Genomic DNA, 25,956 nt, shown 5'->3' with positions numbered 1-25,956 from the left:
TGCTGGCTATAATCGGCTTTCTGTCTGTTCGCTAAAGGAACTCTGCTTGAGCCTCGTTGACTCCCAGCGGCGCGTGCTTTCGGGCATGCGCCCCAGTGGCCGTTTGCACCTCGGTCATTATCACGGTGCGCTGAAGAACTGGGTCAAGCTGCAGCACGAATACGAGTGCTTCTTCTGCATCGTCGACTGGCATGCGCTGACCACCGATTACGACGAAGTCGGGCAGATCCCCCAGCACGTCATGGACATGGCGGTGGACTGGCTGGCCGCGGGCGTCAGCCCCAGTTCGGCGACCCTGTTCATCCAGTCGCAGGTGCCGGAACACGCCGAACTGCACCTGCTGTTGTCGATGATCTGCCCGCTCAGCTGGCTGGAACGGGTACCTTCCTATAAAGAGCAGCAGGATCAACTGCATCACAAAGACCTCAGCACCTATGGTTTTCTCGGCTACCCCTTGCTGCAGACGGCCGACATCCTGTTGTATCGCGCCGGCCTGGTGCCGGTCGGTTCCGACCAGGTGCAGCACATCGAGTTTGCCCGCGACGTCGCGCGGCGCTTCAACCATCTGTACGGCCGCGAACCGGGCTTCGAGGACAAGGCCGAAGCGGCGATCCTCAAACTCGGCAAGAAAACCGCCAAGCTCTACAACGGCCTGCGCAAAGCCTTTCAGGAACAGGGCGATGTCGAGGCGCTGGAGACCGCACGCGCGCTGCTCAAGGAGCTGCAGAGCGTCACCCTCGGGGATAAGGAGCGCTTGTTCGGCTATCTGGAGGGCGGCGGTAAGGTCTTGCTGCCGGAGCCGCAGGCGTTGCTCGGTGACGCGCCGAAGATGGCCGGGCTGGACGGCCGCAAGATGTCCAAGTCCAATGGCAATGCCATCTACCTGCGCGATACCACCGAGCAGGTGGAGGACAAGCTAAAACGCATGCCGACCGACCCCGCGCGGGTACATCGCGCCGATCCGGGTGATCCGGCGCGCTGCCCGGTGTGGCAGTGGCATGAGGTTTACTCCAATAACGAGACTCGGGCGTGGGTGCAGCAGGGCTGCAAAAGCGCCGGCATTGGCTGCCTGGACTGCAAGGCGCCGCTGATCGAGGCGGTTCAGGCTGAACTGAAACCCTTGCAGGCGCGCGCCATCGATTACCAGGACAGCCCGGAACTGGTGCGCAGCATTCTCGCTGAGGGTGCTGAGCGGGCCCGTGATGAAGCGCGAGAAACCCTCACCGAGGTTCGTTTGGCCTTGGGTTTGAATTACCGATAACTCGACTGAGTAAGCCGGGGGGATTAGGCGCCCCGGCTTATTTGCTTGGCTGTCATGACACCTAGGTCAGAGGGCTATCGCCACCAGAATGGCGACCAATAGGATGATCACAAAATCGGTACCACTCAGGGCGCCGCCGGCGGGAAGGGCATCGATCCGTTGCGCCAGCAGGGTGACTTCCTGCACCGTCAAGGCATCGACACGCTCTTTGGCAAAGGCCGCCTGGACGCCCAGAGCCTGCATTTTTTCCTGCACACTGGCGCGGCTCAGAAAGTCGCGGACTTTGTCGCGGTCGGCCTGAGCCTGTTGTGCGGCTACGACCTCTTGCGTCGAGAGCATCCCGGCTTGCACTGCAGAGGTTTGGACGAAAGCCAGGCATGCGAACAGCAAAACAACACCGAATGCCATCGTTAATGTTTTCATAGTGCACCTCCCAAGGGTCCTGTTAGAACCCATTGAAGTGAACGTTCCGAACTCATTAAGTTTGGCACAGCGTGTGGACGCGGCAACTTTCCGGCCTTGGCCGAGATTGCGCGACTTATGCCCGATCCAGAGGAATATATGCAGGACATACCGCCAATAGCGCCTTCAGACAGCCAAGCCGGCGCGCAGCAGGAGCTGCCGTTCGCCCTGGTGTACGGCAAGGCCGTCACCGAGCTGCCGCTGGATTTGTATATTCCGCCGGATGCGCTGGAGGTGTTCCTCGAAGCCTTCGAAGGCCCGCTCGACCTGCTGCTCTACCTGATCCGCAAACAGAACATCGACGTGCTGGATATCCCGGTGGCGGAAATTACCCGGCAGTACATGGGCTATGTCGAGTTGATGCAGTCCGTGCGCCTGGAGTTGGCCGCCGAGTATCTGGTGATGGCGGCGATGCTCGCCGAGATCAAGTCGCGCATGCTGCTGCCGCGCTCCAGCGCGGTGGAGAACGAGGAAGATGACCCGCGCGCCGAACTGATCCGGCGGTTGCAGGAGTACGAACGCTATAAGGCCGCAGCGGAAGGCATCGATCAACTGCCGCGGGTTGGCCGCGATCACACGGTGCCGTGCCTGGATGCGCCGCAAGCGCGGGCGCGCAAGTTGTTGCCCGACGTAAGCCTGGAAGAGCTGCTGCTGTCGATGGCCGAGGTGCTGCGCCGGGCCGATATGTTCGAGAGCCACCAGGTCACGCGGGAGGCACTGTCGACCCGCGAGCGGATGAGCGAGGTGCTAGAGCGCCTCAAGGGCGGGGCGTTTGTGCCGTTCGTGGCCTTGTTCCGCGCCGAGGAGGGCCGCCTCGGCGTGGTGGTGACCTTTATGGCGGTGCTCGAATTGATCAAGGAATCCCTGGTCGAGCTGGTGCAAAATGAGGCCTTTGGGCCTATCCATGTGCGTGCGCGAGCCGAATAAAGAGTCGAAAGATGAACCTGAGCGACCCCCGCGAGCTGGCCTCGCTACTCGAAGCTTTCCTCCTGGCGTCCGGCAAACCGCAGTCGCTTGAGCGCTTTTTTGAGCTGTTCGAAGAGGCCGAGCGGCCCGAACCGGCCGTGTTTAAAAAGGCCTTGGCGCTGCTGGGTAAGTCCTGTGAAGGGCGGGCCTTCGAGCTGAAGGAAGTCGCTACGGGTTACCGTCTGCAGGTGCGCGAGCAGTACGCGCCTTGGGTTGGCCGGCTCTGGGAGGAGCGGCCGCAGCGCTATTCCCGCGCCATGCTGGAAACTCTGGCGCTGATTGCCTATCGCCAGCCGATTACGCGCGGCGAGATCGAGGATATTCGCGGCGTGGCGGTGAACAGCCATATCGTCAAGACCTTGCTCGAACGTGAGTGGATTCGCGTCGTCGGTTATCGCGATGTGCCGGGCAAACCGGCGATGTTCGCCACCACCAAGCTGTTTCTCGATCACTTCAACCTGAAGAGTCTCGATGAGCTGCCGCCGCTGGCCGCGCTGCGCGAGTTGGAGCCGGAACCGCTGTTGGCCTTCGACGACGAGCTGCCGGTGCCGGATGACTTGCAGGCCCGCGCCGACTTGGCCGATTTGGCCGAGGAAGCGGTGGAGCCGCGGAATGAAACCAGCTTCAGCAGCCTGTTGGCGGAGTTGGATTCGATGGAGCAGGGCCTGAAAACCGATTTCGATGACCTGGCCGATGCCGAGCAAGACGACAAGCGCGCAGAAGCCTTGCCGGACGAGGCGGAGGCTACTCGCGATTGAGCTGAATCTGGGGTGTCTGGCTCGGTCACTGTGAGGGAGCGAATGGCCTAAGGAAGCCTGATCGTTTATCGGTTGCTGGCAAAGTATCGCCAGCTAAGGCCGGCAGATGCGCTAGGCTTGGTTGGCTGCGCAGCGTATGATGCGCGCCCTTCGGCGAGTCCTCGCCGCAGGTGACCAGATTGCTACACCGGGAGGTGCCCAGAATGAGTGAGTCCGAAGAATACAGTCCCGCCGGGGAAAAACTGCAGAAAGTCCTGGCTCGCATGGGTCTAGGCTCGCGCCGCGACGTGGAAGCCTGGATCGGCGAAGGTCGGGTCAAGGTCAACGGCAAGGCGGCCACCCTTGGCCAGCGTGTCGATCTGCATGACGCCATCGCCATCGATGGTCGCCTGCTCAAGCGCGAAGAGGCCGCCGAAGAGACGCGCCGCGTGCTGATCTACAACAAGCCCGACGGTGAAATCTGCACCCGCGACGATCCCGAAGGGCGCCCCACCGTATTCGATCGCCTGCCACGGCCGAAAGAGGGGCGTTGGATCAATATCGGCCGCCTCGACATCAACACCACCGGTCTGCTGATGTTCACCACCGACGGTGAGCTGGCCAACCGCTTGATGCACCCCTCTTATCAGATGGATCGCGAATACGCCGTGCGGGTGCGTGGCGAAGTCGATGAAGACATGCTCGCGCGCTTGAAAAACGGTGTGCTGTTGGAAGACGGCCCGGCGCGCTTTACCGATATCAAGGAAGCGCCCGGCGGTGAAGGCTTCAACCATTGGTACCACTGCGTGGTGATGGAGGGTCGTAACCGTGAGGTGCGGCGCCTGTGGGAATCTCAGGGCTTGGTGGTCAGCCGGCTGAAGCGCGTGCGTTTCGGTCCGGTGTTCCTGACTTCCGATCTGACCATGGGCCGCTGGCGCGAAATGAGTCAGGGGGAAGTGGATATCCTCAGTGCCGAAGTGGGTCTGACGCCTATTGTCCAGCAGGGGATGAAGGCCAAGACCCGCGAGAAGCTCGACCGCATGCAGCGTAAATCGGCTAAACCTGTGGGCCGTGGCGAGCGCCCGGTGAGAACCCTGCGCCCGGCCCATGGTGGCCCTGTCGCGAGCGGTGAAGGTGGCGAGCGCCCTGTTCGGACCCCGCGTGGCGAGGGTAATGAACGTCCACAGCGTAGTGGCGAGCGCCCGGCGCGTAGCCCGCGTCCTGAAGGCGGCGAGCGTCCTCAGCGTAGCGGCCCGCGTTCCGACTCGAGCGAGCGTCGCAGCCCGCGCCCCGAGGGTGAGCGTGTGCAGCGCAGTGGCCCGCGTTCTGAGTCCGCTGAGCGTGGTTCGCGTACGCCGCGGCCCGCCGCCGGGCGTGCTGAGCAGAACCGCGGCACGCCAGTGGCCGAGCGCCCGAGCGAGATGAACAAAAAGCGTCCGAGCGCCGGTAAGTCGGGGCGGCCAGGCATTGAGCTGGCTGATCGGCCGGCGCGTAAACCTGCCGGTGCACCGGCCAAGCGCCGTGGCCCGCCGGCTGGCGAAGGTCAGCGCCCGGGTTTCGGTCGCGGTCGTAAGCCGGAGAAATAATCCTGGCTAATAAAAAAGGGGCTCATTGAGCCCCTTTTTTATTGTGTGCTGTCCGCGCGGCGTAGCAGGCTGTCTACCGATTCCCCAGGCAGTAGACTGGCGCAGCGTTCAATCGACTGCCCTTGGGGCAGGCGTTGCAGCTCCTGCACCGCGTGGCTCAGACGTTTTCCGATCATGGCGACCGCTTCCCGGCCGGTGTCGGAGGGCAGAATCAGAAACGCTTCGCCGCCGGTGCAGTGGTCGTAGTGGCCGATGACTGTCGACGGCTTTGGCGCGAGAGGGGGCGCAGAGCTGGGTTATTGCGCGTCGAAGGCCTGGCCGTTAACTCCGAGGCTGTCCGGACCCATCAGGTAGAGGTAGACCGGCATGATCTCTTCAGGCAACGGGTTATTCGTCGGCTTCTCGCCAGGGTAGGCCTGGGCGCGCATGTCGGTGCGGGTGGGGCCCGGGTTGATGCTGTTGGCACGTGCGCCGCTGGTGCCCTCGAGTTCGTCGGCGAGGGTCTGCATCAGGCCTTCGGTGGCGAACTTGGAGATGCCGTAGGCGCCCCAATAAGCGCGGCCCTTGCGGCCGACGCTGCTGGAGGTGAACAGCACTGAGGCATCTGGCGAGAGTTTCAGCAGCGGCAGCATGGTGCTGGTCAGCATAAACATGGCGTTCACGTTGACGTGCATGACGCGCATGAAGTTATCGCCGGAGAGCTGCTCGAGTGGGGTGCGCGGGCCGATGATCGAGGCGTTGTGCAGCAGGCCATCCAGGCGCCCGAACTCGTTCTCGACCATGGCGGCCAACTCGTCGTACTGATGCGCCAGGGCGGTTTCCAGGTTGAACGGGATGATCGCTGGCTGCGGGTGGCCGGCCGCCTCGATCTCGTCATACACCTGGGTCAGATTGGCTTCGGTCTTGCCCAGCAGTAGCACGGTCGCGCCGTGGGCGGCGAAGGTCTTGGCGGCAGCGGCGCCAATGCCGCGGCCGGCGCCGGTGACGAGGATCACGCGGTCTTTCAGCAGATCGGGGCGGGCAGAATATTCAAACATCGTAAAGTCTCTCTCATTCGTAGGGTGGATTAGCCGCAAAGCGGCGTAATCCACCATCGGCACCGCAAGGTGCCGCCTATGGCGGCAGTGGTGGATTACGTTTCGCTAATCCACCCTGTGTCTGTCGTCGGCCGTTCAGCAGCTGCACAGCGCCCGGTCGAGTACGGCGCGCAGCTCCAGCGGGTGATCGACCACCACGTCGGCGCCCCAGTGCGTCGGGTTATCGTCCGGGTGGATATAGCCGTAAGTGACTGCGGCGGTCTTGGTGCCGGCCGCACGACCAGATTCGATATCGCGCAGGTCATCACCGACAAACAGCACGTTGGCCGGGTCCAGCCCGAGCTGGGTGCAGGCGAGGAGCAACGGCTCCGGGTCCGGCTTGCTGTTTTTCACATGGTCCGGGCAGATCAGCACGGCCGAGCGTTCCGCCAGGCCGAGCTGTTGCATGATCGGCGCGGCGTAGCGCACGGGTTTATTGGTCACCACGCCCCAGATCAACTTGGCCTGCTCGATGTCGGTCAGGAGTTCGAGGATGCCGTCGAAGGGCCGGGTCAGGACGGCGCAGTGATCCTGATAGCGTTCGAGGAACTCCAGGCGTAGCGCCTCGAACTCGGCCGATTGCGGATCTGCGGCGAAGGCGGTTGCGACCATGGCGCGGGCGCCACCTGAGACCTGGTCGCGGATCAGTTTCTCAGCCAGGGGCGGTAAGCCATGGGCGACGCGCATGGCCTGGGTGATGGCAATGAAGTCCGGCGCGCTGTCGAGCAGGGTGCCATCCATGTCGAAAAGAACCGCTCGCAGGCGCATCAGGCTTCCTTCAAGGTCTGGATCATATAGTTGACGTCCACGTCGGCGGCCAGCTTGTAGTGCTTGGTCAGCGGATTGTAGGTCAGACCGATGATGTCCTTGACCTCGAGCCCGGCCGCCCGGCTCCAGGCGCCCAGCTCCGAGGGGCGGATGAACTTCTTGAAGTCGTGGGTGCCGCGCGGCAGCAGGCGCATCAGGTATTCCGCGCCGATGATGGCGAACAGGTAGGCCTTGGGGTTGCGGTTGATGGTGGAGAGGAACACCTGGCCGCCCGGCTTGACCATGGCGAAACAGGCGCGGATGACCGAGGCGGGATCGGGCACGTGCTCGAGCATCTCCAGGCAGGTGATCGCGTCGAACTGCTCGGGCATTTCCTCGGCCAGCGCTTCGGCGGTGATCTGCCGGTATTCCACCGAGACGCCGGACTCCAGCTGATGCAGTTGGGCCACGGCCAGCGGGGCTTCACCCATGTCGATGCCGGTGACGATGGCGCCGCGCTGGGCCATCGCCTCGCTCAAGATGCCGCCGCCGCAGCCGATGTCCAGCACTGTCTTGCCGGCCAGGTTGACGCGCTCATCGATCCAGTTGACCCGCAGCGGGTTGATGTCGTGCAGCGGCTTGAACTCGCTCTCGCGATCCCACCAGCGGTGGGCCAGGGCGGCGAATTTGGCGATTTCGGCGTGGTCGACGTTGCTCATGGTGTTTTCCTCAAATCACATTCAGCTCGTAGGATGGATGGTGCTTTATCCATCCAGCATTGCGCCCGGGGTGGTGGGAAAATCGCGTGGCGATACTTCCACCCTACAACCGGCTTGCGGCGATCTTTTTCCCCCACTCCTGCGCCCTGGCGATCACTCTTTCCTCGTCCAGGCGCGTCAGCCGGCGGTCGTCGAGCAGTTGCTTGCCGCCAACCCAGACGTGCCTGACGCAGTCCCGGTTGCTGGCATAAATCAATTGCGACACCGGGTCATAAATCGGCTGCTGGGCCAGGCCGGACAGGTCGAAGGCCACCACGTCGGCGGATTTGCCGACTTCCAGTGAGCCGATTTGCTCGTCTAGGCCGAGGGCGCGGGCACCGTTCAGCGTGGCCATGCGCAACGCACGGTGCACATCCAGGGCCATGGCCGAGCCGGCAACGGCTTTGGCCAGCAGCGCGGCGGTGCGGGTTTCGCCGAGCAGATCCAGATCATTATTGCTGGCGGCGCCGTCGGTGCCGATCGCCACGTTCACCCCGGCCTGCCACAGGCGCTCCACCGGGCAGAAGCCACTGGCCAGCTTGAGGTTGGACTCCGGGCAATGGATGACGTTGCAGTTGCTCTCGACCAGCAGTTGCAGGTCGTCATCGCTGACCTGGGTCATGTGCACGGCCTGGAAGCGTGGGCCGAGCAAGCCCAGGCGCGCGAGGCGGGCCAGCGGGCGTTCGCCGCGCTGTTCCAGGCTCTGCTGCACCTCGAAGGCGGTTTCCTGCACATGCATATGAATGCCGGCGTCCAGCTCCTCGGCCAACATGCGGATGTTTTCCAGCTTGTCGTCGCTCACCGTGTAAGGGGCGTGGGGGCCGAAGGCGACCTTGATCCGTGGGTGCAGTTTAAGGTCGTCGAACAAGGCCAGACCCTTGCGCAGCGCCTCGTCGGCGTCACGGGCGCCGGGAATCGGGAAATCCAGCACCGGAATGCAGATCTGCGCGCGGATGCCGCTCTTGTGCATCAGTTCGCTGGCTACTTCCGGGAAGAAGTACATGTCGGAGAAGCAGGTGATGCCGCCTTTCAGCTGTTCGGCGATGGCCAGCTCGGTGCCGTCGCGGATGAACGTCTCATCGACCCATTTGGCTTCCGCCGGCCAGATGTGTTGTTCCAGCCAGCTCATCAGCGGCAGGTCATCGGCCAGGCCGCGGAACAGCGTCATCGCGGCATGGCCGTGGGCGTTGACCAGGCCGGGGGTAAGCAGCATGCCCGGCAGTTCGCGTACTTCGCGGGTGGGCTGTTGGAGGGCTTCGGCGCGAGGTGCGATCAGGGCGATACGGCCATCACGGATGCCCAGGCCATGCTCGTGCAACACCACGCCGGCGGGCTCGACAGGCACCAGCCAGGTCGGCAGGAGCAGCAGGTCGAGCGGGGCAACGTGGTCGGGCATGATCGGCTTCCAAGGGCGTATCCTGAGGTCGCCGAAGTATACCCGAGCGCCTTGGCAGGGGGCTCGCTATAATCCGCGGCTTTTCGTTTCTGAGTACGGGGTTGGTCATGCGCGAGCAATTGTTGGCGGCGGAGAAGGTTAAGGCCATCGATTGGCGGGATGGCGCGCTGTATCTGCTCGATCAGCGGCTGCTGCCGTTCGAGGAAACCTGGTTGCGCTATGACTCCGCGGTCGCGGTGGCCGAGGCGATTCGAGCGATGGTGGTGCGCGGCGCGCCGGCCATTGGCATCACAGCGGCCTATGGCCTGGTGCTGGGTGCGCGGGCGCGCTTGGCCGCAGGCGGCGATTGGAAGGTTGCGCTGGAGGAAGATTTCCGGGTGCTGGCCGACTCGCGGCCGACGGCGGTTAACCTGTTCTGGGCGCTCAACCGGATGCGTGAGCGCTTGGCGCGTCTAAAGGAGACGGAGAGCCCCCTCGTGGCCCTGGAAGCGGAGGCGGTGGCTATCCACCTGAGCGATCGCGAAGCCAACCTGACCATGGCGCAGCTCGGCGTCGAGCTGATTCGCAAACACCAAGGCAATCTGCAGACCCTGCTGACCCACTGCAACACCGGTGCGTTGGCGACTGGCGGTTTCGGCACGGCTTTGGGGGTGATTCGGGCGGCCTATCTGGATGGGCTGGTCGAGCGGGTCTACGCCGATGAAACCCGCCCCTGGCTGCAGGGCTCGCGGCTGACTGCCTGGGAGCTGGCCAATGAGGGCATTCCGGTCAGCCTGAATGCCGACTCGGCGGCGGCGCATCTGATGAAAACCAAGGGCATCACCTGGGTGATCGTTGGTGCCGACCGCATTACGGCCAATGGCGATGTGGCCAATAAGATCGGCACTTACCAGTTGGCGGTCAACGCCATGCACCATGGTGTGCGTTTCATGGTGGTGGCGCCGAGTTCGACTATCGATATGACCCTGGAGAGTGGTGACGACATCCCGATCGAAGAGCGCGACGGTCGTGAGCTGTTGGAGTTGGCGGGGCGGCGGGTGGCGGCGGATGTGGAGGCGGTCAATCCGGTGTTCGATGTCACGCCGGCCGATCTGATCGACTTCATCGTCACCGAAAAGGGCATAGTCGAGCGCCCGGATGCGGCCAAAATGGCGCAATTGATGTGCCGCAAACGCCTGCATTGATAGTGGTGTTTGTGTGACGCGGCGACCTGTTTGTCTGCTGGCTGGGGATAGGTGCAGGGCGCTGATTGTGGTACTCTCCGTCAGTTTTCAAGGGGGTCGACAAGGGGCGCCTTCACAGCGCAGATCCATGTCATAACTCGTTGATTTGTCGTGAGTCGTTGCTGGGCCTAAGCCCGCGACGGCGAGCTTCGTCCCGTTCAGGATGGATGTGGCGGAGCTTCACCAGAAAAAGGAACCAGGCTTCTCATGGGCGAACTGGCCAAAGAAATTCTACCGGTCAATATCGAAGACGAGCTGAAGCAGTCCTACCTCGACTACGCGATGAGCGTGATCGTCGGGCGTGCCTTGCCGGATGCGCGCGATGGCCTCAAGCCCGTGCACCGTCGAGTGCTGTTCGCGATGAGCGAGCTGGGTAACGACTGGAATAAGGCGTACAAGAAATCCGCCCGTGTGGTCGGTGACGTGATCGGTAAGTATCACCCGCACGGTGATACGGCGGTGTACGACACCATCGTGCGCATGGCGCAACCGTTCTCGCTGCGCTATCTGCTGGTCGATGGTCAGGGCAACTTCGGTTCGGTGGACGGCGATAACGCCGCCGCCATGCGTTACACCGAAGTGCGCATGACCAAGCTGGCCCATGAGCTGCTGGCGGACCTGGACAAGGAAACCGTCGACTGGGTGCCCAACTATGACGGCACCGAGATCATCCCGGCAGTCATGCCGACCAAGATCCCCAACCTGCTGGTCAACGGGTCCAGCGGTATCGCCGTGGGCATGGCGACCAACATCCCGCCGCACAACCTTGGCGAAGTCATCGACGCTTGCCTGGCACTGATCGACAACCCGGAGCTGACGATCGACGACCTGATGCAGTACATCCCGGGCCCAGACTTCCCAACCGGCGCGATCATCAATGGTCGCGCCGGTATCATCGAGGCGTATCGCACCGGTCGCGGGCGGATTCAGATCCGCGCCCGTGCCGAGATCGAAGACATCGACAAGGTCGGTGGGCGCCAGCAGATCGTCATCACCGAGCTGCCGTATCAGTTGAACAAGGCGCGGCTGATCGAGAAGATCGCCGAGCTGGTGAAAGAGAAGAAGCTCGAAGGCATCACCGAGCTGCGCGACGAGTCCGACAAGGACGGTATGCGCGTGGTGATCGAGTTGCGGCGCGGCGAAGTGCCGGAGGTGATCCTCAACAACCTCTATGCCCAGACCCAACTGCAGAGTGTGTTCGGCATCAACGTGGTGGCGCTGATCGACGGCCAGCCGAAGATCCTCAACCTCAAGGATCTGCTCGAGGCCTTCATCCTTCACCGTCGTGAAGTGGTGACCCGCCGTACCGTTTATCTGCTGCGCAAGGCGCGTGAGCGTGGGCACATCCTCGAAGGGCAGGCGGTCGCGCTGTCCAACATCGATCCGGTGATCGCGCTGATCAAGGCCTCGCCGACCCCCGCCGAAGCCAAAGAGGCTTTGGTCTCCACGCCCTGGGAATCCACGGCGGTGCAGGCCATGGTCGAGCGCGCCGGCGCCGATTCCTGCCGCCCGGATGATCTCGACCCGCAGTACGGCCTGCGTGAAGGCAAATACTTCCTCTCGCCAGAACAGGCGCAAGCCATTCTCGAACTGCGCCTGCACCGTCTGACCGGTCTGGAGCACGAGAAGCTGCTGGCCGAGTACCAGGAAATCCTGACCCAGATCGGCGAGTTGATCCGCATCCTCACCAGTGCCACGCGCCTGATGGAAGTCATTCGCGAAGAGCTGGAAGGCGTCAAGGCCGAGTTCGGTGATGTTCGTCGCACCGAAATTCTCGATGCCCGCCTCGATCTGACTTTGGGTGACCTGATCACCGAGGAAGATCGTGTGGTGACCATCTCCCACGGTGGCTATGCCAAATCCCAGCCGCTGACGGCCTATCAGGCGCAGCGTCGTGGCGGTAAAGGCAAGTCCGCGACCGGGGTGAAGGACGAGGACTACATCGAGCATCTGTTGGTCGCCAACAGTCACACCACGCTGCTGCTGTTCTCCAGCAAGGGCAAGGTGTATTGGCTGAAGACTTACGAAATTCCCGAAGCCTCGCGGGCTGCGCGGGGTCGGCCGCTGGTCAACCTGCTGCCGCTGAGTGAAGGCGAGAGCATTACCACCATGTTGCCGGTGGAGGAGTACACCGAAGGTCACTTCATCTTTATGGCCACCGCTGGCGGCACCGTGAAGAAGACTCCGCTGGAGCAGTTCAGCCGTCAGCGCAGCGTCGGTCTGATCGCGCTGGAGCTGGACGAGGACGACATCCTGATCTCCGCCGCCATCACCGATGGTTCCCGTGAGGTCATGCTGTTCTCCGATGGCGGCAAGGTCACTCGCTTCAAGGAAACCGACGTGCGAGCCATGGGCCGTACCGCCCGTGGCGTGCGGGGCATGCGTCTGCCGGAAGGGCAGAAGCTGATTTCCATGCTGATTCCGGAAGAGGGCAGTCAGATCTTGACCGCGTCTGCCCGTGGCTACGGCAAGCGCACCGCCATCTCCGAGTTCCCCGACTACAAGCGTGGCGGTCAGGGTGTGATCGCCATGGTCAGCAACGAGCGCAACGGCAAGCTGGTTGGCGCCGTGCAGGTGCTGGACGGTGAGGAAATCATGCTGATTTCCGATCAGGGCACCCTGGTCCGTACCCGGGTCGACGAAGTCTCCAGCCTGTCGCGTAACACTCAGGGCGTAACGCTGATCAAACTGGCCAGCGACGAAACGCTGGTGGGCTTGGAGCGCGTGCAGGAGCCATCGGCTCTTGACGAGGAAGCGGGCGAAGGCGAAGAGGGCGCAGAAGCCCCGGCCGCCGAAGCAGAAGCCAGCGAAGAGTAAGCGCGTAGGGCGTACTCGCGTAGCAGTACGCCGCAGGCTGTGGATGGGACATCCGGCGTACTGCCTGCGGCGAGTACGCCCTACACGAAAGCGCACCGTCGCCCGGGCGACGGTGTTGGTGAACTGAGAGAGACTGACGTGAGCAAGCGAGCCTTTAACTTCTGCGCCGGCCCGGCCGCGCTTCCTGAAGCTGTACTGCAACGCGCCCAGGCGGAACTCCTCGATTGGCAGGGTAAAGGCCTGTCCGTGATGGAGATGAGCCATCGCAGCGACGAGTACGTTGCGATCGCCGAAAAAGCCGAGCAAGACCTGCGTGACCTACTCGCCATCCCCTCGAACTATAAAGTGCTGTTCCTGCAGGGCGGCGCCAGCCAGCAGTTCGCCGAGATTCCGCTGAACCTGCTGCCGGAAGAGGGCGTTGCGGATTATATCGACACCGGCATCTGGTCGAAGAAAAGCCTCGAAGAGGCGCGCCGCTATGGCAACGTCAACGTGGCTGCCAGCGCCAAGGCTTACGATTACTTTGCGATTCCTGGGCAGAACGAGTGGCAACTGAGCAAAGATGCCGCCTATCTGCATTACGCCTCCAACGAGACTATCGGTGGTCTGGAATTCGACTGGATCCCTGAGGTTGGTGATGTGCCGCTGGTGGTGGATATGTCCTCGGACATCCTCTCGCGTGCCATCGACGTGTCGAAATTCGGCCTGATCTATGCAGGTGCGCAGAAGAACATCGGCCCGTCCGGCCTGGTGGTCGTCATCGTCCGCGAAGACCTGCTCGGGCGTGCCCGTTCCAGTTGCCCGACCATGCTCAACTACAAGGTCGCCGCGGATAACGGCTCCATGTACAACACCCCGGCGACCTTCTCCTGGTATCTCTCGGGCCTGGTGTTCGAGTGGCTGAAGGAGCAGGGCGGGGTCGAGGCGATGGAGCGGCGTAACCGCGCCAAGAAAGACCGGCTTTACGGCGTCATCGATGCCAGTGAGCTGTACAGCAACCCGATCGCGAAAAACGCCCGTTCCTGGATGAACGTGCCGTTTCGCCTGGCAGACGAGCGACTGGACCAGCCATTCCTGGTTGGCGCCGATGCCCGTGGCCTGCTCAACCTGAAAGGTCACCGTTCGGTGGGCGGCATGCGTGCCTCTATTTATAACGCCGTGGGTCTCGATGCCGTGGAGGCTTTGGTGGCTTACATGGCGGAGTTCGAGAAGGAGCACGGCTGATGTCTGAGCAAGAGCTGAAAGCCCTGCGGGTGCGCATTGACAGTCTCGATGAGAAGATTCTCGACCTGATCAGTGATCGCGCCAGCTGCGCCCAGGAAGTGGCGCGGGTGAAGATGCTAGCGTTGCCGGAAGGCGAGAAGCCGGTGTTCTATCGTCCCGAGCGTGAAGCCTGGGTGCTCAAGCACATCATGGATCGCAACAAGGGGCCGCTGGACAACGAGGAAGTGGCGCGCTTGTTCCGCGAAATCATGTCCTCCTGCCTGGCCTTGGAGCAGCCGCTCAAGGTTGCCTATCTTGGGCCTGAAGGCACCTTCACCCAGGCGGCCGCGCTGAAGCATTTCGGCCATGCGGTGATCAGTGTGCCAATGGCGGCGATCGACGAAGTGTTCCGTGAAGTGGCCGCTGGTGCGGTCAATTTTGGCGTGGTGCCCGTGGAGAACTCCACCGAAGGTGCGGTCAACAACACGTTGGACAGCTTCCTCGAGCACGACATGGTGATCTGTGGCGAAGTCGAGCTGCGTATTCACCATCACCTGTTGGTTGGCGATACCACCAAGACCGACCGCATTACTCGCATCTATTCCCATGCCCAGTCCCTGGCGCAGTGTCGCAAGTGGCTGGACGCCCATTACCCGAATGTCGAGCGCGTGGCGGTTTCCAGCAATGCCGATGCGGCCAAGCGGGTGAAGAGCGAGTGGAATTCGGCGGCGATTGCCGGCGATATGGCGGCGAGCCTGTATGGCCTGACCAAGCTGGCCGAGAAGATCGAAGACCGTCCGGATAACTCCACGCGCTTTTTGATCATCGGCAGCCAGGAAGTGCCACCTACCGGCGACGACAAGACCTCGATCATTGCGTCCATGCGCAACAAGCCGGGTGCGCTGCATGAGCTACTGGTGCCGTTCCATGCCAATGGCATCGACCTGACCCGCATCGAGACTCGCCCGTCGCGCAGCGGCAAGTGGACCTATGTGTTCTTCATCGACTTCGCCGGCCACCACCGTGATCCGCTGATCAAGGATGTGCTGGAGAAGATCAGTCAGGAAGCTGTAGCGCTGAAGGTGCTGGGTTCCTACCCGAAAGCCGTTCTTTGACCCCAAGCGATTCTCTGAGGAGAGCCCATGAGCAGCGACTTCCTCGCCCTGGCCCAGCCTGGCGTGCAGAAACTCTCGCCTTACGTCCCGGGAAAGCCGGTTGACGAGTTGGCGCGTGAGCTGGATCTCGATCCAGCCACTATCGTCAAGTTGGCCAGCAACGAAAATCCGCTGGGGCCCAGCCCGAAAGCCTTGGCGGCAATTCGCGAGGCTGTGGCCGAGCTGACCCGTTACCCGGACGGCAATGGTTTTTCGCTGAAAAGCCTGCTCGCCGTACGCTGTGGCGTGCAGGTCAGTCAAGTCACCTTGGGCAATGGCTCCAACGACATCCTCGAACTGGTCGCCCGTGCCTATCTGGCCCCGGGTTTGAATGCCGTGTTCAGCGAGCACGCCTTTGCCGTGTATCCCATCGCCACCCAAGCAGTGGGTGCGGAGGGCCGCGTGGTGCCGGCCAAGGATTGGGGGCATGACCTCGAAGCCATGCTGGCGGCGATCGATGCCAATACCCGCGTAGTCTTCATCGCCAACCCGAATAACCCCACTGGTACCTGGTTCGGCCCGGCTGCGCTGACCGATTTCCTGGCTCGCGTGCCTGGGCATGTGCTGGTGGTGTTGGACGAGGCCTATATCGAATACGCCGAAGGCGGTGAGCTGCCGGATGGTCTCGATTATCTGGCTGGCCATCCCAATCTGCTGATTTCCCGCACCTTCTCCAAGGCTTACGGCTTGGCGGCGTTGCGGGTTGGCTATGGCTTGTCATCGGTGGCGATTGCCGACGTGCTTAACCGCGTGCGCCAGCCCTTCAACGTCAATAGCCTGGCTCTGGCCGCTGCCTGCGCGGCACTGGAGGACGCGGACTACCTGGCGCAAAGCCGGCAGCTCAATGATGCCGGCATGGCCCAGCTGGAAGAGGGTTTCCGTCGGTTGGGGCTGAGCTGGATTCCGTCCAAGGGCAACTTTATTGCCGTCGATCTCGGTCGTGAATCTGCGCCGCTATTTCAGGCCTTGCTCCGGGAGGGTGTGATTGTGCGTCCGGTGGCGAACTACGGTATGCCGACCTACCTGCGTGTTTCCATCGGTCTGCCGGCGGAAAATGCCCGCTTCCTCGACGCGCTGAACAAGGTTCTGGCTAGTGTCTGATGTCATGCCTGCGCAACAGAGCGAACCTATGATCGGCCGCCTGGTAGTAGTGGGGCTTGGCTTGATCGGCGGCTCCTTTGCCAAGGGTTTGCGCGAGCGTGGGCTCTGTCGCGAGGTGGTGGGTGTCGATCTTGATCCAGAGTCGCGCCGTCTGGCAGTCGAACTGGGTGTGGTCGACCGCTGCGAAGAGCAGCTCGCCGCCGCTTGTCAGGGCGCAGAGGTGATCCAGCTGGCGGTGCCTATCCTGGCCATGGAGAAGCTGCTGGTCGAGCTGGCCAAGCTCGACCTGGGTGACGCGGTGCTGACAGATGTCGGTAGCGCCAAGGGCAATGTGGTGCGCGCCGCGCGTCTGGCCTTTGGCGGTTTGCCGTCGCGCTTTGTCCCTGGCCACCCGATTGCGGGCTCTGAAGAGAGCGGGGTGGAGGCCTCCAATGCGGAGCTGTTCCGTCGCCATAAGGTGATCCTGACGCCGCTGGAACAGACCGATGCCACGGCGCTGGCGCTGGTTGATCGACTCTGGCGCGAGTTGGGTGCGGACGTCGAGCATATGGCGGTCGAGCATCATGATGAGGTGCTTGCCGCCACCAGCCACCTGCCGCACTTGCTGGCGTTTGGCCTGGTGGATTCGCTGGCCAAGCGCAGTGAAAACTTGGAGATTTTTCGATATGCCGCGGGCGGTTTCCGTGATTTCACGCGGATCGCCGGCAGCGACCCGGTGATGTGGCATGACATCTTCCTCGCCAATCGAGAGGCGGTATTGCGCACTCTGGATGCATTTCGCAGCGACCTCGACGCCTTGCGCGACGCGGTCGACGCAGGGGACGGGCACCAACTCTTGGGCGTATTTACCCGCGCCCGGGTGGCCCGCGAGCATTTCAGCAAAATTCTGGCCCGTCGGGCCTATATGGACGCTATGAACACCAACGACCTGATTTTCCTAGCCAATCCTGGTGGTCGCCTGTCCGGGCGGATTCGTGTACCGGGTGACAAATCCATCTCTCACCGCTCGATCATGCTTGGCTCTCTGGCCGAAGGCACGACCGAGGTGGAAGGTTTCCTCGAGGGTGAGGACGCGCTGGCAACCTTGCAGGCGTTTCGCGACATGGGCGTGGTCATCGAAGGCCCGCATCATGGTCGTGTGACCATTCATGGTGTCGGTCTGCATGGTTTGAAGGCGCCGCCTGGCCCGATCTATCTGGGCAACTCTGGCACCTCGATGCGCTTGCTCTCCGGCCTGCTGGCTGCGCAGCCCTTCGATACCACCCTGACTGGCGATGCCTCGCTGTCCAAGCGGCCGATGAACCGCGTGGCCAAACCGCTGCGTGAGATGGGTGCGGTGATCGAAACCGCCGCGGAAGGCCGTCCGCCCATGACCATTCGCGGCGGTCAGCGCCTGTCCGGAATGAATTACGCGATGCCGATGGCCAGCGCCCAGGTTAAATCCTGTCTGCTGCTGGCGGGCCTCTATGCTGCCGGTGAAACCGCCGTCACCGAGCCGGCGCCAACCCGCGATCATACCGAGCGGATGTTGCGTGGCTTCGGTTACCCGGTTTCGGTCGATGGCAGCACGGCTACCCTAGAGTCTGGCCACAAGTTGACCGCGACCCATATCGAAGTGCCGGCTGATATCTCCTCGGCAGCCTTCTTCCTGGTCGCCGGCAGCATTGCCGAAGAGTCCGAGCTGGTTCTGGAGCACGTCGGCATCAACCCGACTCGTACCGGTGTGATCGACATCCTGCGTTTGATGGGGGCGGATATCAGTCTCGAGAATCAGCGTGAGGTTGGTGGTGAGCCGGTTGCGGATCTGCGCGTACGTTCGGCCAAGCTGAAGGGAATCGACATCCCGGAAGATCTGGTGCCCTTGGCTATTGATGAATTCCCAGTATTGTTCGTTGCCGCGGCCTGCGCCGAGGGCCGTACCGTGCTACGCGGTGCAGAAGAGCTGCGGGTGAAAGAGTCCGATCGTATCCAGGTCATGGCCGATGGTCTCCTGGCGCTGGGCGTCAAAGTCGAGCCGACAGCAGATGGCATCATCATCGATGGCGGCACCATCGGCGGCGGTGAAGTACACAGCCATGGCGACCACCGTATCGCCATGTCTTTCAGTGTCGCCTCGCTGCGCGCGACGGCTCCCATCCGCATCCACGATTGCGCCAACGTCGCGACCTCTTTCCCGAACTTCCTCGGCTTGGCCGCACAAGTCGGTATTCGTGTGAGTGAAGAGGCTAAGTCATGAGTGCCCAGGCTCCGGTAATTGCGATTGACGGTCCGAGCGGTTCAGGCAAGGGTACGGTGGCGGGCCTGCTGGCGAAAAAACTGGGTTGGAGTCTGCTGGATTCTGGCGCGCTCTATCGTTTGCTGGCCTTCGCTGCGCGTAACCATGGGGTCGATCTGACCAACGAAGAAGCGATGAAGGTGCTTGCCGCTCATCTGGATGTGCAATTCATTGCGGCGACCAATGGTCAGCCGCAGCGCATCATTCTCGAGGGTGAAGAGGTGACTGACGCCATCCGCAATGAGCAGGTGGGTGCCGGTGCTTCGCAAGTCGCAGCCCTGCCGGCGGTCCGTGATGCCCTGCTTCAGCGCCAGCGTGCTTTTCTCGAGGCGCCGGGTCTGGTGGCTGACGGGCGCGATATGGGGACCGTGGTTTTCCCCGAGGCGCCGCTGAAAATCTTCCTGACCGCCAGTGCCGAGGAGCGTGCCCGTCGCCGCTACTTGCAGTTGAAGGCTAAGGGGGATGATGTTAATCTTACGAGTCTGCTAGACGAGATTCGTGCGCGCGATGAGCGTGACACCCAGCGAGCGGTAGCGCCGCTCAAGCCGGCGCCTGACGCCATTCAGCTGGACTCCACGGAGCTCTCGATCGAGCAGGTGTTGGAACGCATTCTGAGTGAAGTCGCCAATCGCGACCTCGCCGGATGACCAAGTAGGCATGTGGGAAACCAGTCTTAGTCCCGCAGTCTGCTTTTAAATAAACGAAACCCACATTGTCTGGAATGTGGAAGCTGGGCGTATTTTTCGCCCTAGATCAATCAGGAATCAACATGAGCGAAAGCTTTGCGGAACTCTTTGAAGAAAGCCTAAAAACCCTCGACATGCAGCCGGGTGCCATCATCACCGGTATCGTGGTCGACATCGACGGTGACTGGGTCACTGTCCATGCCGGTCTGAAGTCCGAGGGTGTCATCCCGCTCGAGCAGTTCTATAACGATGCTGGCGAGCTGACCATCAAGGTCGGTGACGAAGTGCACGTTGCGCTGGACGCGGTAGAAGATGGCTTTGGCGAAACCAAGCTGTCCCGTGAAAAAGCCAAGCGCGCCGAGTGCTGGATCGTTCTGGAAGCGGCTTTCGCAGCTGAGGAAGTGGTTAAGGGCGTTATCAACGGTAAGGTTAAAGGCGGCTTCACGGTCGACGTTAACGGCATCCGTGCGTTCCTGCCAGGTTCTTTGGTTGACGTTCGTCCGGTGCGCGATACTACGCACCTGGAAGGCAAAGAGCTCGAATTCAAAGTTATCAAGCTTGACCAGAAGCGCAACAACGTTGTCGTTTCCCGTCGCAGTGTATTGGAAGCCGAGAACAGCGCCGAGCGCGAAGCTCTGCTGGAATCCCTGCAGGAAGGTCAGCAAGTCAAGGGTATCGTCAAGAACCTCACGGATTACGGCGCATTCGTCGATCTGGGTGGCGTCGATGGCCTGCTGCACATCACCGACATGGCTTGGAAGCGCATCAAGCATCCGTCCGAAATCGTCAACGTTGGCGATGAGATCGATGTGAAAGTGCTGAAGTACGACCGCGAGCGCAATCGCGTCTCCCTGGGTCTGAAGCAACTGGGCGAAGACCCATGGGTTGCTATCAAGGCTCGTTACCCAGAAAGCACTCGCGTTACCGCGCGTGTAACCAACCTGACCGACTACGGCTGCTTCGCAGAGCTGGAAGAAGGCGTGGAAGGCCTGGTGCACGTGTCCGAGATGGATTGGACCAACAAAAACATCCACCCGTCCAAAGTCGTACAAGTTGGCGACGAAGTGGAAGTCATGGTTCTGGATATCGACGAAGAGCGTCGTCGTATCTCCCTCGGCATCAAGCAGTGCAAAACTAACCCGTGGGAAGATTTCTCCGGTCAGTTCAACAAGGGCGACAAAATCTCCGGCACCATCAAGTCGATCACCGATTTCGGTATCTTCATTGGTCTGGATGGCGGCATCGACGGCCTGGTTCACCTGTCCGACATCTCCTGGAACGAAGTGGGCGAAGAAGCCGTACGTCGTTTCAAGAAGGGCGACGAGCTGGACACCGTGATTCTGTCGGTTGATCCGGAGCGCGAGCGTATCTCCCTGGGTATCAAGCAGCTGGAAGACGATCCGTTCTCCAACTACGTGTCTGTTAACGATAAAGGCACCATCGTGCGCGGTATCGTTAAAGAAGTTGACGCCAAAGGCGCTGTAATCACTCTGGCCGAAGGCATCGAAGCTGTGCTGAAAGCCTCCGAAATCAGCCGTGACCGCGTTGAGGATGCGCGCAACGTGCTGAAAGAAGGCGAAGAGGTCGAAGCTAAGATCATCAGCGTCGACCGTAAGAGCCGCGTAATCAGCTTGTCGGTTAAGTCGAAAGACGTAGACGACGAGAAAGAAGCGATCAAGGAAATGCGTAAGCAGGAACCCGAGAGCGCTGGTCCGACCACTATTGGCGACCTGATTCGTGCGCAAATGGGGAATCAGGGCTAATCCCTGATCCATCCCAAAAAGGGCGACTTCGGTCGCCCTTTTTTGTTTTTAGATCAATGGCCTGGAGATGGTTTAGGGGCTGTTCAAAGCTCTTTGGTCATGCTAAAACCTTCTTAGAGCTGATCTAGCCGCTTGAAAACGAAGGGAAAACCATGACCAAGTCGGAGTTGATCGAACGAATCGTCACCCATCAGGGGCTCCTTTCATCCAAGGATGTAGAGCTGGCGATCAAGACCATGCTGGAACAAATGTCCCAGGCCTTGGCGACGGGCGATCGCATAGAGATACGTGGCTTTGGCAGCTTTTCCCTGCATTTCCGTGCGCCTCGCGTTGGCCGCAACCCGAAGACGGGGCAGTCGGTGCGTTTGGATGGCAAGTTCGTGCCTCATTTCAAGCCTGGGAAAGAGTTGCGTGACCGAGTTAATGAAGATGATTAGCTCGGTTGGGTGTGTTCTGATTGCAGTCCCCCAGGCCGACGGCCGAGCAAACACATGTCCTGTGAGTTCGCAGGCTGCTCAAGCGTAAAATTCAAAGTCTTGCCACTGAGTTGATCGTGCGCCTCATGCTTGTGGCATTAATTGCGTGTTCCAGGTTTGAAAAGCCAGCAACGGGCAGCTGGTTTGCTTTGGGCTGGCGGCTTCTCAACCTTCCTCGGCGATTGCCGGGGGTGCTGCACTTCTGTCGCCTTACTGATGGCTGGTCTAGCAGTAGTCGTACGGTATCCCAGTGCAGACACAGCTCCGCCCGGGTCGGCAAGCGGATGTGCCACTGAGCACCGCTTCCGCCAAGTGTCGGGTCGGGCGAGCATAGCGATCCAGCCAACTGACGAGCTCCTTCCTTTGGCCGCAGGTTCTGCAGGCGACGCGCCTGAGCGCAACGCTCAATTGCACCGTGCGCCCGAGGATCGGCAGGTCGCGGATTTGCCGCGTACAGTACTCATGAACAAATGAGCAGGGCTGCTGGCAGCCACTGCGTAGCGGGATGAGTTTTGGATGGCGATTAGTTCGATTTTGAGAAAATCAGCCTCAGGCTCAACAGAAACGACAGAAAACCCTCCCAGAATGGAAGGAAAACAGTAGCATTTGGCATCAGAACGGCGGTTTGGGTTTAGAGGTTTGGTCGCACAAACATCTTCACTCAAATTGCCGTTCTTTTTTGCGACCTCCACGGGATTCAGTGAAGAGCTTTTTTGGGCGGCACCTTCCCATTAAGGCTTAAGAAGCCAAGCATGCATAAGAGTTTTTGGGATAAAGATCATAAGGGGACAAATTAATGCGAATTCTCGTGACCGGCGGCGCCGGCTTTATCGGCTCTGCTGTGGTTCGCCACCTGATCCAGAACACCCAATATGAGGTCGCCAACCTCGACAAGCTCACCTATGCCGGTAATCTCGAATCGCTGATTTCAGTATCCGACTCGCCACGCTACCGTTTCCATCTGGTGGATATCTGCGACGGGAGTGCGCTCGATGCAGTGTTTGCCGCGTTCAAACCCACCGCAGTGATGCACTTGGCGGCCGAGTCCCATGTGGACCGATCCATCGACGGGCCGGCTGATTTTATCCAGACCAATATCATCGGTACCTACAACTTGCTCGAAGCGGTTCGTCGTTACTGGAATGCCTTGCTGGCAGACGAGAAGGGCTCGTTCCGCTTCCACCATATTTCCACCGACGAGGTGTATGGTGACCTGGACGGTACGGATGATCTATTCACCGAAACCACGCCCTATGCACCCAGCTCTCCGTATTCCGCCTCCAAGGCCGGTTCGGATCATCTGGTCCGCGCCTGGCAGCGTACCTATGGCTTGCCGGTGTTGGTGACCAACTGCTCGAACAACTATGGGCCGTTCCATTTTCCGGAAAAGCTGATCCCCCACATGATCCTCAATGCCGTTCATGGCAAGCCGTTGCCGGTGTATGGCGATGGTTCGCAGATTCGCGACTGGCTCTTTGTCGAGGATCATGCCCGGGCGCTGGTTGAGGTCGTGACCAAAGGCAAAGTAGGGGAGACCTACAACATCGGCGGGCATAACGAGAAGCGCAATCTCGAGGTGGTGGAGATCATCTGTGAGCTGTTGGATGAGTTCGTGCCCGTGACTGCAGAGGGTGATCGTGGGCAAACCTGCTCCTACAAAGAGCTCATTACCTTTGTGCAGGATAGGCCGGGGCATGATCGGCGTTACGCCATCGATGCGAGCAAGATCGAGCGTGAGCTGGGATGGAAACCGCAGGAAACCTTCGAGAGTGGTATCCGCAAGACCGTGCAGTGGTATCTGGATAACCGCGAGTGGTGGCAGCGTGTGTTGAGTGGCGATTACCGTCTGGGACGTTTGGGAGAACAGGTATGAAAGGTATTATCCTCGCCGGCGGCTCCGGCACCCGCCTGCATCCGATCACCCGTGGCGTGTCCAAGCAACTGCTGCCGATCTACGACAAACCAATGATCTATTACCCGCTATCGGTGCTGATGCTGGCTGGCATTCGTGAGGTGTTGATCATCTCCACCCCGGAAGATCTGCCCAACTTCCGCAAGCTGCTGGGGGATGGCTCCGACTTCGGTATTGAGCTGAGCTATGCCGAGCAGCCGTCTCCAGATGGGCTGGCTCAGGCCTTTTTGATTGGCGAGGAGTTCATTGGCGACAGCAGAGTCTGCCTGATCCTCGGCGACAACATTTTCTACGGTTATGGCTTCAGCGCCATGCTGCGCGAGGCGGCGCAACGGGAGCGTGGGGCTACGGTGTTCGGTTATCACGTCAATGATCCGGAGCGCTTCGGTGTGGTGGAGTTCGATGCGGCCGGCAAGGCGATTTCCATCGAGGAGAAGCCCAAGGCGCCAAAGTCTAACTATGCGGTGACCGGACTGTATTTCTATGACAACTCGGTGGTGGAGATTGCTAAGCAGGTGAAACCTTCTGCCCGTGGCGAGCTGGAAATCACCGATGTGAACAACGCCTACCTGCAACGCGGCGATTTGCATGTGAGCCTGCTCGGCCGTGGTTTCGCCTGGCTGGATACCGGTACTCACGACTCCCTGATGGAGGCCAGCCATTACGTGCAGACCATCGAGACCCGCCAGGGGCTGAAAGTGGCTTGCTTGGAAGAGATCGCCTATCACCAGGGTTGGTTGTCTGCAGAACGGTTGGCTGGTCAGGCAGAGGCGCTGAGCAAGACGGGGTATGGCCAATATTTGATGCGCCTGCTGAGCCAGGTGGTTGTGCGATGAAGGTAATCGAGACAGCACTGCCGGGCGTATTGATCATCGAGCCGAAGGTGTTTGGCGATCATCGTGGGTTTTTTCTTGAATCTTTCCAGGTCGAGCGTTATCGCGAGGCGGGGATCGATTTGCCGTTCGTGCAGGACAACCACTCGCGCTCGCAACGTGGCGTCCTGCGTGGGCTGCATTTTCAGCGCACCCGGCCACAGGGCAAGCTGGTCAGCGTCAGCCGTGGCGCGGTGTATGACGTGGCGGTGGACATTAATCCCGAGTCGCCGACCTGCGGCCAGTTCGTCGGCGTCGAACTGAGCGACGAGAACCATCGCCAGCTCTGGGTGCCGCCGGGCTATGCCCATGGATTCTGCGTGCTCAGCGAGGTTGCCGACTTCCAGTACAAGTGCACCGACTTGTACTTTCCCGAGGATGAAGGCGGACTGATGTGGAACGACCAGGATGTCAACATCCCGTGGCCGGTGGAGGCGCCGCAGTTGTCGACTAAGGATCAGCATAACCCAACCTTACGCCAGCTACTGGGCAAAAAGGACTGAACATGCGTGTACTGATTACCGGTGCCCGTGGCCAGGTTGGCCATGAGTTGCTTCGCCTAGCACCTGAAGGCTTCGACACCGTGGGCATGGGCTCGACCGAGCTGGATATTGCCGATGCCGCGCAAGTGGCCGCCGTCGTCGATGAGGTGCAGCCACAGTTAATCATCAACGCGGCAGCCTACACCGCTGTGGATAAGGCCGAGAGCGAACAGGAGCGCTCCTGGGCGGTGAACCGTGACGGTGCGGCTCACCTGGCGATTGCCACTGAGCGACTGGGCATTCCGCTGCTGCATATTTCCACCGACTATGTGTTCGCCGGTGACGCCCGCGAGCCGTATCGGGAAACCGACCCGACCGGCCCTACTGGCGTGTACGGAGCCAGCAAGCTGGGCGGCGAAGAGGTGCTGGCAACCAATTGCAGTCGGCACATCATCTTGCGTACCAGCTGGGTGTTCGGTGCGCATGGTAACAACTTCGTCAAAACCATGCTGCGCCTCGGGCGCGAGCGCGAAGAGCTGGGCGTGGTGGCCGATCAGCATGGCTGCCCGACTTCGGCTGCCAGCATTGCTTCGGTCCTCTGGAGTCTGGCCAGTCAGTACCGTGACCGCGGCGCGTTGCAATGGGGCACCTACCATTTCAGCGGTACGCCGGCTTGTACCTGGCATGAGTTCGCCCTGGAGATTTTCCGCCAGGCGCAAGAGCTAGAGCTGCTGGAGCGTCTGCCGCATGTGCGGGCCATTGCTACGGCAGACTATCTGACGCCTGCCAAACGACCTGCGTGGTCGGTGCTCGATTGCAATAAGCTAAGAAATGTATATCACATTGTTCAGGCTGACTGGCGAGTCGAGCTGGCCACAGTTTTGCGTGAGTTAGTTTAAGTTCTGCATGCACAGCAGTATTATTCAAGCCACTCTTGTGCGGACTTATCTTCTCTGCGCGGATCGTAAGGTCTACCTGATTGCTTACCCCGCCATGTCAGTTC

Annotated in this window: 23 protein-coding genes and 1 pseudogene; 17 read left to right on the top strand and 7 right to left on the bottom strand. The window is 61.0% G+C overall.

Translation table 11 applies throughout. The features are described 5' to 3' along the window. The first annotated feature begins 46 nt into the window (after positions 1 to 46). Positions 47 to 1,261 (top strand): tryptophan--tRNA ligase, encoded by a 1,215-nt coding sequence (locus tag FFS12_RS15950; RefSeq protein ID WP_137888170.1) that lies wholly within the window; start codon positions 47 to 49, stop codon positions 1,259 to 1,261. A gap of 66 nt (positions 1,262 to 1,327) precedes the next feature. Here FFS12_RS15950 and FFS12_RS15945 read toward each other — a convergent pair whose 3' ends face one another. Next, positions 1,328 to 1,684 (bottom strand): PA2779 family protein, encoded by a 357-nt coding sequence (locus FFS12_RS15945; protein WP_137888168.1) that lies wholly within the window; start codon positions 1,682 to 1,684, stop codon positions 1,328 to 1,330. A 267-nt stretch (positions 1,685 to 1,951) separates the two neighbouring features. Between FFS12_RS15945 and FFS12_RS15940 the strand changes: the two genes are divergently transcribed. The 3 genes from FFS12_RS15940 (at position 1,952) to rluB (ending at position 5,012) form a co-directional block, all read left to right on the top strand. Then, positions 1,952 to 2,650 carry a ScpA family protein gene (locus FFS12_RS15940; protein WP_171011904.1) on the top strand — a complete coding sequence of 233 codons (699 nt, stop codon included), beginning with the start codon at positions 1,952 to 1,954 and terminating at the stop codon, positions 2,648 to 2,650. Between the two features lie 11 nt (positions 2,651 to 2,661). Further along, positions 2,662 to 3,447: an SMC-Scp complex subunit ScpB gene (gene scpB, locus FFS12_RS15935; RefSeq protein ID WP_137888164.1), complete on the top strand. Its 786-nt coding sequence runs from the start codon at positions 2,662 to 2,664 to the stop codon at positions 3,445 to 3,447. A gap of 203 nt (positions 3,448 to 3,650) precedes the next feature. Continuing rightward, positions 3,651 to 5,012, top strand: coding sequence for a 23S rRNA pseudouridine(2605) synthase RluB (rluB, locus tag FFS12_RS15930; protein WP_137888162.1), 1,362 nt, complete (start codon positions 3,651 to 3,653; stop codon positions 5,010 to 5,012). Positions 5,013 to 5,050: 38 nt separating this feature from the next. On the opposite strand, the pseudogene FFS12_RS19965 reads toward rluB, so the two are convergent. The 5 genes and pseudogenes from FFS12_RS19965 to FFS12_RS15910 form a co-directional block, all read right to left on the bottom strand. Then, positions 5,051 to 5,242: pseudogene (locus FFS12_RS19965) on the bottom strand (hypothetical protein); the annotation flags it as partial. A gap of 66 nt (positions 5,243 to 5,308) precedes the next feature. Further along, positions 5,309 to 6,049: a YciK family oxidoreductase gene (locus tag FFS12_RS15925; RefSeq protein WP_137888160.1), complete on the bottom strand. Its 741-nt coding sequence runs from the start codon at positions 6,047 to 6,049 to the stop codon at positions 5,309 to 5,311. A gap of 135 nt (positions 6,050 to 6,184) precedes the next feature. Beyond that, positions 6,185 to 6,856, bottom strand: coding sequence for an N-acetylmuramic acid 6-phosphate phosphatase MupP (gene mupP / locus FFS12_RS15920; protein WP_137888158.1), 672 nt, complete (start codon positions 6,854 to 6,856; stop codon positions 6,185 to 6,187). Next, positions 6,856 to 7,554, bottom strand: a complete 699-nt coding sequence (gene ubiG, locus FFS12_RS15915) for a bifunctional 2-polyprenyl-6-hydroxyphenol methylase/3-demethylubiquinol 3-O-methyltransferase UbiG (protein WP_137888153.1) — start codon at positions 7,552 to 7,554, stop codon at positions 6,856 to 6,858. Before ubiG ends, mupP begins: the two co-directional genes overlap by 1 nt. Positions 7,555 to 7,657: 103 nt before the next feature. Beyond that, positions 7,658 to 8,989, bottom strand: a complete 1,332-nt coding sequence (locus tag FFS12_RS15910; protein WP_137888151.1) for a TRZ/ATZ family hydrolase — start codon at positions 8,987 to 8,989, stop codon at positions 7,658 to 7,660. Between the two features lie 107 nt (positions 8,990 to 9,096). Between FFS12_RS15910 and mtnA the strand changes: the two genes are divergently transcribed. The 9 genes from mtnA (at position 9,097) to ihfB (ending at position 21,648) form a co-directional block, all read left to right on the top strand. Beyond that, on the top strand, positions 9,097 to 10,173 hold the full coding sequence (gene mtnA / locus FFS12_RS15905) for an S-methyl-5-thioribose-1-phosphate isomerase (RefSeq protein WP_137888149.1): 1,077 nt from the start codon (positions 9,097 to 9,099) through the stop codon (positions 10,171 to 10,173). 246 nt (positions 10,174 to 10,419) lie between these two features. After that, entirely contained in the window at positions 10,420 to 13,029 is a 2,610-nt protein-coding gene (gene gyrA, locus FFS12_RS15900) for a DNA gyrase subunit A (protein WP_137888146.1), read from the top strand. Between the two features lie 138 nt (positions 13,030 to 13,167). Beyond that, entirely contained in the window at positions 13,168 to 14,253 is a 1,086-nt protein-coding gene (gene serC / locus FFS12_RS15895) for a 3-phosphoserine/phosphohydroxythreonine transaminase (RefSeq protein WP_137888144.1), read from the top strand. Beyond that, a complete protein-coding gene (pheA, locus tag FFS12_RS15890) occupies positions 14,253 to 15,347 on the top strand; it encodes a prephenate dehydratase (protein ID WP_137817992.1) in 1,095 nt (364 codons plus the stop codon). The genes serC and pheA overlap by 1 nt, the downstream gene beginning before the upstream one ends. A gap of 27 nt (positions 15,348 to 15,374) precedes the next feature. Then, positions 15,375 to 16,487: a histidinol-phosphate transaminase gene (gene hisC, locus FFS12_RS15885; RefSeq protein ID WP_137888142.1), complete on the top strand. Its 1,113-nt coding sequence runs from the start codon at positions 15,375 to 15,377 to the stop codon at positions 16,485 to 16,487. 28 nt (positions 16,488 to 16,515) lie between these two features. Next, positions 16,516 to 18,723, top strand: a complete 2,208-nt coding sequence (locus FFS12_RS15880; RefSeq protein ID WP_256657400.1) for a bifunctional prephenate dehydrogenase/3-phosphoshikimate 1-carboxyvinyltransferase — start codon at positions 16,516 to 16,518, stop codon at positions 18,721 to 18,723. Beyond that, a complete protein-coding gene (cmk, locus tag FFS12_RS15875) occupies positions 18,720 to 19,409 on the top strand; it encodes a (d)CMP kinase (RefSeq protein WP_137888138.1) in 690 nt (229 codons plus the stop codon). Before FFS12_RS15880 ends, cmk begins: the two co-directional genes overlap by 4 nt. A gap of 122 nt (positions 19,410 to 19,531) precedes the next feature. Next, the gene (gene rpsA, locus FFS12_RS15870; RefSeq protein WP_137888135.1) at positions 19,532 to 21,211 is read left to right on the top strand and encodes a 30S ribosomal protein S1; all 1,680 of its coding nucleotides are present in this window, start codon (positions 19,532 to 19,534) and stop codon (positions 21,209 to 21,211) included. Positions 21,212 to 21,363: 152 nt separating this feature from the next. After that, positions 21,364 to 21,648 (top strand): integration host factor subunit beta, encoded by a 285-nt coding sequence (gene ihfB / locus FFS12_RS15865; RefSeq protein ID WP_137817988.1) that lies wholly within the window; start codon positions 21,364 to 21,366, stop codon positions 21,646 to 21,648. A gap of 264 nt (positions 21,649 to 21,912) precedes the next feature. Here ihfB and FFS12_RS15860 read toward each other — a convergent pair whose 3' ends face one another. Further along, on the bottom strand, positions 21,913 to 22,122 hold the full coding sequence (locus FFS12_RS15860; RefSeq protein WP_256657402.1) for a hypothetical protein: 210 nt from the start codon (positions 22,120 to 22,122) through the stop codon (positions 21,913 to 21,915). A gap of 361 nt (positions 22,123 to 22,483) precedes the next feature. Between FFS12_RS15860 and rfbB the strand changes: the two genes are divergently transcribed. The 4 genes from rfbB to rfbD are packed head-to-tail and all read left to right on the top strand — an operon-like array spanning position 22,484 to position 25,852. Then, the gene (gene rfbB / locus FFS12_RS15855; protein WP_137888133.1) at positions 22,484 to 23,560 is read left to right on the top strand and encodes a dTDP-glucose 4,6-dehydratase; all 1,077 of its coding nucleotides are present in this window, start codon (positions 22,484 to 22,486) and stop codon (positions 23,558 to 23,560) included. Continuing rightward, positions 23,557 to 24,435, top strand: a complete 879-nt coding sequence (gene rfbA, locus FFS12_RS15850; RefSeq protein WP_137888131.1) for a glucose-1-phosphate thymidylyltransferase RfbA — start codon at positions 23,557 to 23,559, stop codon at positions 24,433 to 24,435. The genes rfbB and rfbA overlap by 4 nt, the downstream gene beginning before the upstream one ends. After that, the gene (gene rfbC, locus FFS12_RS15845; protein WP_137888129.1) at positions 24,432 to 24,974 is read left to right on the top strand and encodes a dTDP-4-dehydrorhamnose 3,5-epimerase; all 543 of its coding nucleotides are present in this window, start codon (positions 24,432 to 24,434) and stop codon (positions 24,972 to 24,974) included. The genes rfbA and rfbC overlap by 4 nt, the downstream gene beginning before the upstream one ends. Positions 24,975 to 24,976: 2 nt before the next feature. After that, positions 24,977 to 25,852, top strand: coding sequence for a dTDP-4-dehydrorhamnose reductase (gene rfbD / locus FFS12_RS15840; protein ID WP_137888127.1), 876 nt, complete (start codon positions 24,977 to 24,979; stop codon positions 25,850 to 25,852). Positions 25,853 to 25,956 lie beyond the last annotated feature (104 nt).

Origin of the sequence: Pseudomonas sp. 2FE (assembly GCF_005503735.1) — a bacterium.
In the GTDB taxonomy this organism is placed as follows: domain Bacteria; phylum Pseudomonadota; class Gammaproteobacteria; order Pseudomonadales; family Pseudomonadaceae; genus Aquipseudomonas.
The sequence above is the reverse complement of the archived record's forward strand: the minus strand, read 5'-3'. Positions and strand labels throughout refer to the sequence as shown.

Bases quoted from the DNA above. Each gene is read 5' to 3' on its own strand.
- rluB (WP_137888162.1), top strand. From the start codon at position 3,651: ATGAGTGAGTCCGAAGAATACAGTCCCGCCGGGGAAAAACTGCAGAAA.
- FFS12_RS15880 (WP_256657400.1), top strand. From the start codon at position 16,516: ATGATCGGCCGCCTGGTAGTAGTGGGGCTTGGCTTGATCGGCGGCTCC.
- rfbD (WP_137888127.1), top strand. From the start codon at position 24,977: ATGCGTGTACTGATTACCGGTGCCCGTGGCCAGGTTGGCCATGAGTTG.
- FFS12_RS15925 (WP_137888160.1), bottom strand. From the start codon at position 6,049: ATGTTTGAATATTCTGCCCGCCCCGATCTGCTGAAAGACCGCGTGATC.
- mtnA (WP_137888149.1), top strand. From the start codon at position 9,097: ATGCGCGAGCAATTGTTGGCGGCGGAGAAGGTTAAGGCCATCGATTGG.
- rfbB (WP_137888133.1), top strand. From the start codon at position 22,484: ATGCGAATTCTCGTGACCGGCGGCGCCGGCTTTATCGGCTCTGCTGTG.
- rfbC (WP_137888129.1), top strand. From the start codon at position 24,432: ATGAAGGTAATCGAGACAGCACTGCCGGGCGTATTGATCATCGAGCCG.
- pheA (WP_137817992.1), top strand. From the start codon at position 14,253: ATGTCTGAGCAAGAGCTGAAAGCCCTGCGGGTGCGCATTGACAGTCTC.
- hisC (WP_137888142.1), top strand. From the start codon at position 15,375: ATGAGCAGCGACTTCCTCGCCCTGGCCCAGCCTGGCGTGCAGAAACTC.
- mupP (WP_137888158.1), bottom strand. From the start codon at position 6,856: ATGCGCCTGCGAGCGGTTCTTTTCGACATGGATGGCACCCTGCTCGAC.
- FFS12_RS15945 (WP_137888168.1), bottom strand. From the start codon at position 1,684: ATGAAAACATTAACGATGGCATTCGGTGTTGTTTTGCTGTTCGCATGC.
- cmk (WP_137888138.1), top strand. From the start codon at position 18,720: ATGAGTGCCCAGGCTCCGGTAATTGCGATTGACGGTCCGAGCGGTTCA.
- rpsA (WP_137888135.1), top strand. From the start codon at position 19,532: ATGAGCGAAAGCTTTGCGGAACTCTTTGAAGAAAGCCTAAAAACCCTC.
- ihfB (WP_137817988.1), top strand. From the start codon at position 21,364: ATGACCAAGTCGGAGTTGATCGAACGAATCGTCACCCATCAGGGGCTC.
- gyrA (WP_137888146.1), top strand. From the start codon at position 10,420: ATGGGCGAACTGGCCAAAGAAATTCTACCGGTCAATATCGAAGACGAG.
- FFS12_RS15910 (WP_137888151.1), bottom strand. From the start codon at position 8,989: ATGCCCGACCACGTTGCCCCGCTCGACCTGCTGCTCCTGCCGACCTGG.
- scpB (WP_137888164.1), top strand. From the start codon at position 2,662: ATGAACCTGAGCGACCCCCGCGAGCTGGCCTCGCTACTCGAAGCTTTC.
- ubiG (WP_137888153.1), bottom strand. From the start codon at position 7,554: ATGAGCAACGTCGACCACGCCGAAATCGCCAAATTCGCCGCCCTGGCC.
- rfbA (WP_137888131.1), top strand. From the start codon at position 23,557: ATGAAAGGTATTATCCTCGCCGGCGGCTCCGGCACCCGCCTGCATCCG.